The following is a 12,380-nucleotide window of genomic DNA, read 5'->3' as shown; positions in this document are numbered from 1 at the left end:
CATGAAACTAATTCGTACTGAAAATTATGCAGAAATGAGCTTAGAGGCTGGAAAAATCATTGTTGATAAAATCCGCTCTAACCCAAGCCTAACGCTAGGATTAGCAACCGGAAGCACGCCAAAAGGTGTTTATAATTATTTAATCCAGGACCATGAGACGAATGAGACCACTTATAAACAGGTGAAATCTGTCAATCTAGATGAGTATATTGGGCTGAAGGCACAAGACCCTAACAGTTACCATTATTTCATGAGACAAAATTTGTTTAATCATTTAGATATCCATGAAAATCATACTCATATTCCTAATGGAGCTGCTGGTGATTTAGAACAGGAATGTCTTCGCTATGAACAGCTTATAAAAGAGCTGGGAGGGGTAGACCTACAACTTCTGGGAATCGGGCAAAATGGACACATCGGTTTTAATGAACCAGGTACATCCTTTTCCAGCCGGACACATATTGTCACTCTTGCTGAAAACACAAGAATTGCAAATTCTAGATTTTTCAACTCTCTTGAAGAAGTGCCTACACACGCGATAACGATGGGCATTGCTTCTATATTAGAAAGCAAGGAAATTCTTCTACTAGTTTCAGGAGAAAAAAAGGCAGAAGCACTACTCAATTTTATGAATGGAGATATAAGCGAAGAATTTCCTGCTTCTGCATTAAAGCACCACCAAAATGTCACTGTAATCGCAGATAGAGATGCGTTAAAATATATCTAGTACTTTTCACAAGGAGTGTTTGGATGATAAATAAAAATTCACCGGTTCCCATCTATCATCAATTAGAAGAGTACATTAAACAACAAATCGAGAATGGTCTTTTAATGGAAGAGGCTGTCATTCCTTCCGAACGCGAATATGCGCAAACGTTTCAAATAAGCCGCATGACTGTTAGACAAGCAATCAACAATTTGGTCTCGGAAGGCTATCTTAAAAGACAAAAAGGCCGAGGAACATTTGTTAATAAGAAAAAGATTGAACAAGAACTTCAGGGGATGACAAGTTTTACTGAAGACATGCTCTCAAGAGGAATGAGTCCAAGCAGCACGCTTTTATCCTTTCAAATCATCCCTGCAGACAAAAAAACAGCAACTCACCTTAGAATTGAAGAAAATGACTTTGTTTATAAAATCAAACGGATTCGTTTAGCCGATGATGCCCCAATGGCGCTAGAAACGGCATATATTCCCGTTGAGCTTGTTCCCGGACTGACAGAGGAAAACAGCAACCTCTCTCTCTATCAGTACATTGAGGAACACCTCTCTCTCTCAATAAGTGAAGCGACGCAAGAGATAGAGGCTTCTATTGCCAGTAGTCCTGACGCAGAAGCACTAGGAATAAACATTGGAGACCCAATCCTCTTAATTGAACGAATATCTTATCTACAAAATGAAGTTCCTTTCGAGTTGGTTAAATCTACTTTTCGGGCAGACCGGTATCGATTTGTTCATACGATGAAACGTTAAAAAGCAAATGGTCTGACCATTTGCTTCTACTATTTTTCCTTGGAGGATTTAAGTATTGTTTTATTCAGAACGAGCGTCACAATCGACATAATAACTGCAGCAAGCAGCGCCATTCCAAATCCTGCGATTTCGAAGGAATCACCCATTAAGTAGTCGGTTATTTCTAAGGTTATCGCATTAATGACAAACAGAAAAAACCCTAAAGTTAAAACAGTTACAGGTAAGGTTAAAATAATTAGAATCGGGCGGACGATGATATTTATGATTGAAAGTAAGAAGCTTGCGCTAACTGCAGCAACAAAGCCTTCTAATACAAAACTTTCAGAAAAATAGCCCGCTATTGCCATGAACAATACCGCATTTATTAAGATTCCAATCAACCATTTCATTTATCATGTCTCCTATTAATTGGTTACCTCATCAGATTTATGAAGTGTAATAGATCCAGTTTTTGTATCGACAAATATTTTTAACATGCGGTCAGGATGATGAACCGATTGAAAGCGAAGCAATTTTTGAACGATTTCACTTTTTTCCTCAAGAACCTGTATTCCATCAAGCTTAATATTGAAGCCGCCAAGATTTGTCTTTAACTCACCGCTAGCCGCCACTCCATCGGGAATAAACAAATCAACCCCTCCAGTAGTTGCTTTCGCTGCAATCAATTCACAGCGATTTCCGGTTAGGTTATAGGAAGTATTCCCATTTAATGTCTGTGTTTCTACCTTTCTAAAATCACCATCAAGCTTAATGGCACCGTTGATCGTTTCTACCTCAAGATTATCAATCGTGCTGGTTTGCAATGTAATATGGCCATTCGCTGTTTCGACTTCGGCCTTTTTTCCATTTAAGCGTGAAAGCTCAATTTTTCCATTAGCGGTTTTCATCCGAAGATCACTAATTGTCAATTCTTCACCGGATATCGGACCATTAAACAACCTAACTCGAACCCGTTCATATTCTGCCTGAGGAACATAAACCACCGCGTCGACCTTCATCCATTTTTGCTGTGTCATGAACCGTAATTTTTGACCATCTATCGCAAACATAACATCCTTCAAAAAGTTCTCCCGGGCTTGCTCAGCGTTTTCTACACGGTAAACTTTTGCATGACACTCGATCCTCACATCATTTTGGTCCCAAGGAACCAGTTTAAGCGACCCGTTTGCAAGGTCAATATCCATATCACGTAAGTATACATCGCCTTGATGAAAGATGTGTGAAATCTCTACGGAATGACCGAAATTCAAATCAAAATCAATATCCTTAATTTTTTTCAAGGCTGTGTCGACAAAATCAAATATCTTTTCCTTTGTGGAGTGAACTTTGTTATGCACCGACTCTTCTTTTTTTGCCTCTTCAAATTTGAATGCAGTTGAAATTTCTTGAGCAATTGGTTCCTGCTTTTGTTCCATCGTTTGACCCGCTTTTTCAAGCTCCTCTAATAAAGTCAACGCTTCGTCAACATTCAGCTTTCCTTCTTCCACCATCTTTAATATCCTTTTACGCTCTTCCTTCATTAATACTCACCCCAATAAATGTATTCTTTAAAATCCTATTCCATCATCAAGGCTTTTACGCCTTTTATCACATTCCAGATAGTGACAATTAGACTAACTAAAACCATAATCCCAGCTGTCACAAGTGTAAAAACAGGTATTCCTTCAGTGTTAATGGTATTTATATCACTAAATATAGCGAAGATTAGCAATGGTGCTGGAATTAGCGGTATTAAATGAGAGATAAATGCTTTTTTCGCATGGCTTTTTGTTACATTATCCCCAGAAGCTAACAGGACAACCAACGGAAAAAGAATTCCTGCAAAGAAAATACTAAAGTAACTTAATCCTGAAAGAACTTTTCTTGTATCCATCCTTCATCACTCCCCTTACTCGTTATTTACGTATGGAAGTAGAGAAAGATTCAATTTTTTTACAATAAAAAAAGCTAAAACTCAAATCGTTTTAGCTTTTTCCGATGGTTTCTTTTTCGTGTATTTGTTCTTTCATTCGTAACCGGTCACGCTCTAGGATTGGTTTTAAGTATCTGCCTGTATAAGATGCAGGTACTTCTGCCACCTTTTCTGGTGTTCCTGTAGCGACAATGGTACCGCCTTTGTCTCCACCTTCTGGTCCGAGATCAATAATATGATCTGTTGCTTTAATGACATCTAGGTTGTGCTCAATAACCAAAACGGTGTCACCATTTTCAACAAGACGCTGGAGGACGACTAATAATCTAGAAATATCGTCGACATGAAGTCCTGTTGTTGGTTCGTCTAAGATGTAGAACGACTTTCCGTTAGAACGTTTATGAAGCTCAGAAGCCAGCTTCACACGCTGCGCTTCCCCGCCGGATAAAGTAGTAGCAGGCTGACCGAGAGTAATATAACCTAAGCCAACATCTTTAATGGTTTGCAGCTTTCGGCTAATCTTAGGAACGTTCTCAAAAAACTCTACCGCCGCTTCGACAGTCATATCAAGAATTTCAGAGATACTCTTTCCTTTATACTTCACTTCCAGCGTTTCACGATTATAGCGTTTGCCATGGCAGACCTCACATGGCACATAAACGTCAGGCAGAAAATGCATTTCAATTTTGATAATTCCATCGCCGCGGCATGCCTCGCAGCGGCCGCCCTTCACATTAAAGCTAAATCGTCCTTTTTTATAACCGCGGACCTTTGCTTCGTTCGTGGTAGAAAACAAATCACGGATATCATCAAATACTCCCGTGTAGGTTGCCGGATTAGAACGAGGTGTTCTGCCGATTGGAGATTGATCAATGTCGATTACCTTATCTAAATGCTCTATACCCAAGATATTCTTATGTTCACCTGGCTTTGTTTTAGCCCGGTTAAGCCTCTGGGCTAATGTTTTTAGGAGAATTTCATTGATCAATGTACTTTTCCCTGATCCAGAAACACCTGTCACAGCGATAAACATTCCTAGTGGAATCTTCACATTAACATTTCGCAAATTATTTTCAGCAGCACCCTTAATCTCGATATACCTTCCATCAGGCTTCCGGCGTTCGATTGGCAGCGGAATAAACTTTTTACCCGATAGATACTGGCCCGTTAATGAATTAGGGTCGGCCATCACTTCTTGAGGTGAACCTGCTGAAATGATTTGCCCTCCGTGTACCCCGGCACCTGGTCCAATATCGATTAAATAATCGGCCGCAAGCATGGTGTCTTCATCGTGTTCCACCACAATCAACGTGTTGCCAATATCACGCATATTTTGAAGTGTTCCAATTAAGCGGTCATTGTCACGCTGATGAAGTCCAATGGACGGTTCATCTAAAATGTAAAGAACTCCCGTTAACTTTGAACCGATTTGAGTTGCCAAGCGAATCCGTTGTGCTTCACCGCCGGAAAGTGTCCCAGCGGCACGCCCTAGACTTAAATAATCTAGTCCAACATTCATTAGAAAGCCGAGGCGCTCGTTAATTTCATTTAAAATTAACTTAGCAATTTGCGTTTCCTTCTCGGTTAAAGTTAGTTGACTGAAAAAGCTATTCGCTTCTTCGATTGATAACTCTGTAACATGAGAAATATGGCGGCCAGAAATTAACACTGCTAAAGTTTCCTTCTTCAGCCGATGACCTTTACAGACTTGGCAAGGCTGCTCACCCATGTATTTCTCCATTTGCTCTCGAATCCAATCAGAGCTGGTCTCTTTATAACGGCGTTCTACGTTACGAATGACACCCTCAAACTCAATATGTCCCTCACGGATCTGCCCAAAATCATTTTCATAACGGAAATAGATTTTGTCACCCTTAGAGCCATAAAGAACTTTATCGATAAGGTGTTGAGGAATATCTTTAAACGGCATGTCCATATCAATACCATAATGATTGCAAACTGCTTCAAGTAGCTGCGGATAATATTGCGAGCTAGTTGGCTCCCATGGGGCAATGGCATGCTGTTTCAATGTTAATTCCTTATTTGGAATTACAAGGTCAACATCTACCTCAAGCTTCGACCCAAGCCCATCACATTCCGGACACGCACCAAAAGGGCTATTGAATGAAAACATCCGTGGTTCTAACTCCCCTATTGAAAAGCCACAAAGAGGACATGCATGATTTTCACTGAAAAGAAGTTCTTCTTCTCCAATGACATCGACGATTACCTTACCTTCTCCAAGCCGTAATGCGGTTTCAAGAGAGTCAGCAACCCTCGCAGTAATGCCCTCTTTCACGACAATACGATCGATAACTACTTCAATGGAATGCTTTTTGTTCTTATCTAGAACAATTTCATCACCAAGATCAAGCATTTCACCGTTAACCCGAACACGAACGAATCCTTGTTTTTTTATATCTTCCAAAACTTTGACATGCATTCCTTTTCGTCCAGAAACGACTGGTGCAAGAATTTGCATTTTTGTCCGCTCAGGATATTCCATGATTCGGTCCACCATTTGTTCAATCGTTTGCGAGGAGATTTCGATATTATGGATGGGACAAGTTGGTCTGCCAACACGGGCAAAAAGTAATCGCAAATAATCATAAATTTCCGTCACCGTCCCTACTGTTGAACGGGGGTTCCGGCTTGTTGTTTTCTGATCGATTGAGATTGCCGGAGATAATCCTTCAATAGAATCAACATCAGGCTTATCCATCTGGCCTAAGAATTGTCTTGCATATGCCGACAGTGATTCTACGTAGCGGCGCTGCCCTTCTGCATAAATCGTATCAAAAGCAAGCGAGGACTTTCCAGAACCAGAAAGTCCCGTTAAAACAACAAGCTTATCTCTCGGAATGGTGACATCAATATTTTTTAAGTTATGGGCTCTGGCGCCTTTAACAATCAATTTATCCATCGCCATGGTTACGTCATCCTTCCGCTTTTAACTCTAATAATAAATCACGAAGCTCAGCAGCACGCTCAAAATTAAGCGCTTTTGCTTCTTCCTTCATTTCTTTTTCCATGGTTGCAATTAACTTATCTCTTTCCTTCTTCGACATCTTACCGAAAGAAGCTGCAGGTTTGTAATCTTCCTGTTCTTCGGCAGCATGCGTAGCACGAATGGCCTCACGAATTCCTTTTTGAATGGTCATAGGCGTAATACCGTGCTTTTTATTGTATTCTTCCTGGATTTTACGGCGCTCTCTTGTTACATTTATCGCAATTTCCATCGAATTGGTGATTTTGTCCGCATACAAGATGACATGCCCATTGGCATTACGGGCAGCACGTCCGATGGTTTGAATTAATGAACGTTCTGAACGAAGGAAGCCTTCTTTATCGGCATCGAGAATTGTAATCAGTGAAACCTCAGGAATATCCAGTCCTTCTCTAAGCAGGTTTATCCCGACGAGAACATCATACTTACCGAGCCGCAGTTCGCGGATAATTTCAATCCGTTCAAGTGTTTTCACTTCTGAATGCAAATATTGGACTTTAATTCCAATTTCTTTTAGATAGTCCGTTAAATCCTCAGACATTTTCTTTGTCAGCGTGGTAATAAGCACACGTTCATTTTTCTTGATTCGCTCCTGAATTTCTCCAATAAGATCATCAATTTGTCCTTCAATAGGACGAACTTCAATCGTTGGATCCAATAACCCTGTTGGTCGAATGATTTGTTGTATCATTTCCGGGGTATGCTCAAGCTCAAACGGACCTGGTGTTGCCGAGACAAAGATGGCATTGTGAATATGTTTTTCGAACTCATCAAAGGTCAACGGTCGGTTATCAAGCGCGGATGGAAGACGAAAGCCGTGGTCAACCAGCACCTGTTTCCGTGCACGATCACCATTGAACATCCCTCTTACTTGCGGCAGGGTAACATGCGACTCATCCACGACCAAGAGAAAGTCTTCTGGAAAATAATCGAGCAGCGTATACGGTGTGGAACCAGCAGGTCGCAATGTTAGATGACGTGAGTAGTTTTCAATCCCTGAACAGAAGCCCATCTCACGCATCATTTCAAGATCATAACGTGTCCTTTGTTCGATGCGCTGCGCTTCAAGTAATTTATTATCTTCACGAAGCTCTTCTAAGCGTTCCTCGAGTTCTTTTTCAATGTTCTCAATGGCAACTCTCATTTTTTCTTCTCTCGTTACGAAGTGGGATGCCGGAAAAATTGCGATATGCTCACGTTCGCCGATAATTTCCCCTGTTAAGGCGTCGACTTCACGAATACGATCTACTTCATCACCAAAAAATTCTACGCGAACACAATGCTCATCCCGTGACACAGGGAATATCTCCACAACATCACCTCGAACGCGGAACGTACCACGTTTAAAATCAATATCATTTCTTTCATACTGAATATCGACCAAACGATGCAGCAGCTGGTTACGTTCAATCTCCATACCTGTCCTTAGTGACAGCACCATTTCCCGGTATTCTTCAGGTGAACCGAGACCGTATATACATGATACACTCGCGATGATAATAACATCTTTCCGCTCAAATAAGGCAGATGTTGCGGAGTGGCGAAGTTTATCAATTTCATCATTAATACTGGCATCTTTTTCAATAAATGTATCTGTCGAAGGCACATAGGCTTCTGGTTGGAAGTAATCGTAGTAACTAACAAAATACTCAACTGCATTATTTGGGAAAAATTCCTTAAACTCGCTGTATAGCTGACCTGCTAATGTTTTATTATGAGCGATAACGAGTGTCGGCTTGTTTACTTCCTTTATCACGTTTGAAACAGTAAACGTTTTACCTGTTCCAGTGGCACCCAATAATGTTTGATAGCGCTTATTGTCCTTTATTCCTTGAACTAACTGTCGAATCGCTTCAGGCTGGTCTCCCTGAGGTGAGTATTTCGAAACTAATTCAAATTGATCTTTCACTGATTTTCCTCCCGAAAAATAATCATTTTCTAACTTATGGACTTGCTTCTGGCCGGGATGGTGCTAGAAAATGTATCCTGAATTTCTAATAGTATCATTCTAACACAATTCCTCCAAAACAAACCACTAATATGCGAACGAACATTCGATTTCGTTATAGAATTTGGATTTTACACGCATTAAACTGCTATTTTACTCGCAAAAGACAAAAAAGCCTGCCATTGATTGACAGACTTAAACATCTAAGTTGAGTGTTTACGTTTTTTTAAAAACTCGTGGTTTCATTTTTGCAGCCAGCCAAAATCCAGCTGTAAGCGAAAAAGCATCGACCACAATCAGCAGGAAATTGTCCGTATAGCCTTTATACACAGAAGCAGCAATGAGTCCAACGGTTAAGGCAAGGCCAATGATCCGATTGTATGTGACCCGAGTAAATAGCAATACGAGTAAACCAGGCATTATAAATGCCGATATATATTCAATAGCCAATGGGTCCACCTCATTCATACATTACTGTGTATATATTTTAGAAATTAATTCACAAAATTGCAACAAAAACTTATTGAATATCTTTAGTTACATGTCCCATGCGGGCTAGGACAGCCAACTTCCGCCTTTTCAACTTGAATCGTACTATGTTCAATGTGAAATTCATCATGAAGTATTTTTTGTGAACGAGCAAGAATGTCGTCATGGATTGCGTCATCTAAAATGGTAATATGGCAGCTCAGTACTGGATATCCGGAAGTTATTGTCCAAATGTGTAAATCATGAACTTCCTGTACTAATGGAATTTTACTAAGTGCCTCTTTAACCTGATGAATATCGATTTGTGTCGGTGCACCCTCCATTAGAATATGGAAAGAATCCTTTGTAACACGGAAACCACTAATAATGATTAATACAGCGACAATGACACTCGCAATTGGATCCGCAATCGTCCAACCGAAGAACATAATCAGCGAGGCAGCTACTATGGCTCCGACCGATCCGAGCATATCCCCCAGCACATGTAAGAAGGCACTTCGAACATTGAGATTATCATCCTTATCACCGCTCATTAAAATCCAAGCGGCGATGATATTCACTACTAATCCTGTAATCGAGATCATTAACATTCCCGTGCTTTGAACTTCAGGCGGAGCAAAGAATCGCTGTAATGCTTCATAAAAAATATATAAGGAAATGACGATTAGGGTAATCCCATTTAAAGCCGCCGCAATAATTTCAAAACGCTTGTATCCGTACGTTTTTTCCTGTGACACCTGTTTTTCCCCAAGCTTGATCGCGAAAAAACTCAGTCCAAGCGCTGCAGCGTCACTTAACATATGCCCGGCATCAGATAATAAGGCTAAGCTATTGGTTAAAAATCCACCGATAACTTCAACGATCATAAAAACCGAAATCAAAATAAATGAACTTAACAATGCCTTTTTATTACTTGTATGTGAATGACCGTGTCCATGACCATGTGAGTGCCCATGAGAATGTCCATGGTGATGATGGTGTCCCATAAATATCTCTCCCAACTAGAGTTGTCTCTTAGTTTAATCTTATCTGTTTTTTGTGATACGTTATTCAATCAATTACTTCGACCTGCCACCTCTTGTTGATGTTCGAAGGCAATGTGAATGAGCTGTTTAACATGATCATCATCAAGAGAATAATAGACTAGCTTTCCTTCCTTCCGGTATTTTGCAAGTCCCATGCTTTTTAAGTGACGTAAATGATGGGAAGCTGTTGCCGTTGTAGCTCCGACAATATTGGCTACATCACATACACAGAGCTCATCCTCAAGTGTAAGTGCAAAGGCTATTTTCATTCGCGTTTCGTCGGACAGGGCTTTAAATATCTTGGTTACCTCAAAGATATTGCTTAATTCTACTAAAGGCTGGAGCCTTGTAGTTTTATGGTCATCAACACAAGTTACCTCGCAAATATCTCGATCCTTCATTTCATCACCTCATACATTCAAATCTATATTTGATTATATGATATTCAAATCATCATTTGAATGTCAAACATTATTATTTTTCTTGAAAAAAAATAACTCCTGCTTAATTTAGCAGAAGGAGTTGGATTTATTATTGGATTGGATTAGGTGATTCTGTTTTATCGAGGGCTCGGGTAGAGTGTCTGCGAATAGACAAAGCCAGTTCTGCAATGAAATATAAAATAATCGCTGGCCATATCCATGTCCAAAACATTTGGGCTGATCCATAAAAAGAAACAATCTAAGGATGAATCCACTTTAAACAGGCGAATGATAGCAGAATCCAGCACAGTGAGAATGGCAGACAAATATGTCCGTGTATTTGCATAGGCATATTTGAATAGTCCCACCATTGCCGTTGAAAAAACTTCTGAAGTAATGCACCACTTATGTATTCTATCAAGGTCGGAATAAAGAAACATAACAAAAGGGCAATACCCCAATTTGTTTTAGGACCTATTAAATAAACCAAGATTACAGGGGCAAAACCATACATCGGCTTAAAGGGTCCGTGAAAAAAATTCGGCTTAAAAAATTGACGTCTTGTAACGTAACTATAGCTATTTTCCAACAGCCAACCAAACAAGGAATAGATTGTAAAATAAAATACAACGGATGAAACTGCTTCAAAGTTCAAATTTGCAGGAGTGTAAAAGTCTAATAAACTAATCATACGGCTGCCACCTTTCTTGGATATGAATTTCCCACTTTAGGTTTAGCTCACTAGCTTCGAAATATACCGAAAATTAATGATTCAAAATCCAATTTATAAAGAAAAAAAGCCAAAGGAAATGGTCCCTTGACTTTGTACTTTATCCTATTTTTTCATCATATTTATTCTGGTCCTGTACAAAAAGTATGCCCAACTCGTAATGGTCCCCCTCATACAAAGCACGTTGAACGAAACGGACCTCGCCATTTATATCTAAAACCTCAAGCTTACAATGGGCTCGATTTTTTTGTAAAGCTTCATAAAAAACGTGTTCATCACGAATTATAACGCCATTAACCTTTGAAATGATTTCTCCTACTTGGAGGCCCATTTTATCAGCAGGTGATTCCGGAATAATCCCAATAATCATTAAGCCGTTGTTTTTCTTAGAAAAGTAAAAAGGTAAATTATCATCCTTCAACCGCTGCATTAAGGAAATGAGTTCACGTCCGATAATGGCCAGGGCTGCCACCACAATAGAGATAAGCGGATACCAATAACCTATAACAGACAGAATTAATGTCAAAATGCCCAATGTTAGGACTTTACGTCCATGCAACTGAATCGACTGTTTTGGCAGCATACCTTGGATTTGCTGATTAAAACCTACAGCAAACGGAACCAGGAGTAGCGAGTAGGACTCCGCTCCAATATGAAAGACTGGCCACCAGTCAAATGGCAGCGTCAGAACATCCCCAGGGATTAGCAGAAACACAGGCAACAGCCAGAGTCTTTTCACTTCGTGAGCACCGACACTCTGCCCTCGCTTACTTTTTACAAGTTTGGGAGAGGACCCAATATTTGCATTTCTACTAATAAGAATTCCTTCAGAAATTAATAGGAGTGCCATCAAAATCACCACAGAAGGGTAGACCTTTTCATCTATACTTTGAAATGCCTCTTTAAAGAATGGGATATTCCAGTCATATTCAGCGATTAAAATAACTCCGAAAAACGCTGCACCCACAGTGTAGACTGGCGACATTAACCGTATATTAGTTGTTAAACTCCATAATAGCGTAAAGACCACGATTAGAAGGATGGCTGCAAATGGAACGCTTAGACCCGCAGTGACTGTGAGAATGGAAAGCACGAGACCCAAAATCAAACCTAATGGGAATAACTGTCGAAGTTCAAAATAAGCATCAAAGGTCCGGGTATGGAAGTTTTTGCGTTCTCGTTTTACTCTTGAAACTCCCAGAATTCCTGATAGGAAAATGAGATAGTAAAAAATAGGATGAAGAAAGAGTCTTCCTGTCCCTTTTAACAGCTCATAAAGCCATAATTGCACCAATTTCTGCCACCTGCCTCTATCATAAATTCTACTAATCTTGCTCTAAAGTTTATTTTACCAAAATTGAGGAGTAAAACCTA

At 39.9% G+C, this 12,380-nt stretch carries 12 protein-coding genes; 2 read left to right on the top strand and 10 right to left on the bottom strand.

What is annotated here, in order from left to right; all coding sequences use genetic code 11:
• The first annotated feature begins 1 nt into the window (after window position 1).
• Both nagB and QFZ31_RS25290 read left to right on the top strand, forming a co-directional pair.
• The gene (gene nagB / locus QFZ31_RS25295; protein WP_307308359.1) at window positions 2–727 is read left to right on the top strand and encodes a glucosamine-6-phosphate deaminase; all 726 of its coding nucleotides are present in this window, start codon (window positions 2–4) and stop codon (window positions 725–727) included.
• Window positions 728–750: 23 nt separating this feature from the next.
• Window positions 751–1,473, top strand: a complete 723-nt coding sequence (locus QFZ31_RS25290; RefSeq protein WP_307308357.1) for a GntR family transcriptional regulator — start codon at window positions 751–753, stop codon at window positions 1,471–1,473.
• Between the two features lie 29 nt (window positions 1,474–1,502).
• On the opposite strand, the gene QFZ31_RS25285 is transcribed toward QFZ31_RS25290, so the two are convergent.
• The 10 genes from QFZ31_RS25285 to QFZ31_RS25240 form a co-directional block, all read right to left on the bottom strand.
• Entirely contained in the window at window positions 1,503–1,862 is a 360-nt protein-coding gene (locus QFZ31_RS25285) for a phage holin family protein (RefSeq protein ID WP_307308355.1), read from the bottom strand.
• Window positions 1,863–1,877: 15 nt separating this feature from the next.
• Entirely contained in the window at window positions 1,878–2,993 is a 1,116-nt protein-coding gene (locus QFZ31_RS25280; RefSeq protein ID WP_307308354.1) for a DUF4097 family beta strand repeat-containing protein, read from the bottom strand.
• A 35-nt stretch (window positions 2,994–3,028) separates the two neighbouring features.
• Window positions 3,029–3,346, bottom strand: a complete 318-nt coding sequence (locus QFZ31_RS25275) for a DUF4870 domain-containing protein (RefSeq protein WP_307308353.1) — start codon at window positions 3,344–3,346, stop codon at window positions 3,029–3,031.
• A 91-nt stretch (window positions 3,347–3,437) separates the two neighbouring features.
• The gene (gene uvrA, locus QFZ31_RS25270) at window positions 3,438–6,314 is read right to left on the bottom strand and encodes an excinuclease ABC subunit UvrA (protein WP_307308350.1); all 2,877 of its coding nucleotides are present in this window, start codon (window positions 6,312–6,314) and stop codon (window positions 3,438–3,440) included.
• 7 nt (window positions 6,315–6,321) lie between these two features.
• Window positions 6,322–8,301, bottom strand: coding sequence for an excinuclease ABC subunit UvrB (gene uvrB, locus QFZ31_RS25265; protein WP_307308348.1), 1,980 nt, complete (start codon window positions 8,299–8,301; stop codon window positions 6,322–6,324).
• A gap of 255 nt (window positions 8,302–8,556) precedes the next feature.
• Window positions 8,557–8,790, bottom strand: coding sequence for a CsbA family protein (locus QFZ31_RS25260; protein ID WP_307308345.1), 234 nt, complete (start codon window positions 8,788–8,790; stop codon window positions 8,557–8,559).
• Between the two features lie 83 nt (window positions 8,791–8,873).
• The gene (locus QFZ31_RS25255) at window positions 8,874–9,815 is read right to left on the bottom strand and encodes a cation diffusion facilitator family transporter (RefSeq protein ID WP_307308343.1); all 942 of its coding nucleotides are present in this window, start codon (window positions 9,813–9,815) and stop codon (window positions 8,874–8,876) included.
• 68 nt (window positions 9,816–9,883) lie between these two features.
• Window positions 9,884–10,255 carry an ArsR/SmtB family transcription factor gene (locus QFZ31_RS25250; RefSeq protein ID WP_307308342.1) on the bottom strand — a complete coding sequence of 124 codons (372 nt, stop codon included), beginning with the start codon at window positions 10,253–10,255 and terminating at the stop codon, window positions 9,884–9,886.
• 280 nt (window positions 10,256–10,535) lie between these two features.
• Entirely contained in the window at window positions 10,536–10,967 is a 432-nt protein-coding gene (locus tag QFZ31_RS25245; protein ID WP_307308339.1) for a putative ABC transporter permease, read from the bottom strand.
• A 139-nt stretch (window positions 10,968–11,106) separates the two neighbouring features.
• Complete coding sequence (locus tag QFZ31_RS25240) at window positions 11,107–12,300, bottom strand: PDZ domain-containing protein (protein WP_307308337.1); 1,194 nt, start codon at window positions 12,298–12,300, stop codon at window positions 11,107–11,109.
• Between the last annotated feature and the right edge of the window lie 80 nt (window positions 12,301–12,380).

Source organism: Neobacillus niacini, from assembly GCF_030817595.1.
GTDB lineage: Bacteria > Bacillota > Bacilli > Bacillales > Cytobacillaceae > Neobacillus > Neobacillus niacini_G.
Note: the sequence above shows the minus strand (reverse complement) of the source record. Positions and strands in the feature narration are given on the sequence as shown.